General features: G+C 65.2%; 1 protein-coding gene. It reads left to right on the top strand.

Translation table 11 applies throughout. The annotated features are described in order from the left end of the window. The coding region (locus tag EN750_RS37690) for a DNA polymerase III subunit delta' (RefSeq protein WP_127399494.1) at positions 1-666 on the top strand (666 nt) is incomplete at both ends.

The raw sequence follows: 666 nt of genomic DNA, 5'->3' as shown, positions 1-666 counted from the left end.
CACCCGAGCAGCACGACACGCTGGACGGCGTGCCGGAGCCCGCCGAAACGCCCCTTCTGGTTGGGCACAGCCAGGCTGCGGGCGTGCTCACCGCTGCCTATCGGGCGGGCAAGCTGCCTCATGCGCTGATCTTCTCCGGACCGATCGGCATCGGCAAGGCGACACTGGCCTTCCATCTTGCGCATCATCTGTTGAAGCACCCCGATTTTGCGCAGGCGCCGGAAAGCCTTGCCGCTCCCGATCCGGCTTCGTCGCTGTTTCGCCAGATCGCCACCGGGGCGCATCCTTCCGTGCTGCATCTGACCCGGCCGCTGAACGACAAGACCAAGAGTTTCAAGACAGTCGTCACCGTGGATGAGATACGCAAGGTCAGCCGCTTCCTGTCGCTGACCTCGCACGACGGCAGCTATCGGGTCGTCATCGTCGACCCCGCCGACGACATGAACACCAATGCGGCCAATGCGTTGCTGAAAAATCTTGAAGAGCCGCCGGCACGGACGCTGTTCATCCTGATTGTCCACGCGCCGGGCAGCCTGCTGCCGACAATCCGGTCGCGCTGTCAGGTGGTGCGATTGAACCCGCTCGACGCCGACGACCTGATGACGGTGCTGGAAACGACCGAGCCGGCGCCGCCTGGCGATCCGGCGGCTCGCGCGGCACTGGTCG

Origin of the sequence: Mesorhizobium sp. M7A.F.Ca.ET.027.03.2.1, from assembly GCF_003999175.1 — a bacterium.
GTDB lineage: Bacteria > Pseudomonadota > Alphaproteobacteria > Rhizobiales > Rhizobiaceae > Mesorhizobium.
Note: the sequence above shows the minus strand (reverse complement) of the source record. Positions and strands in the feature narration are given on the sequence as shown.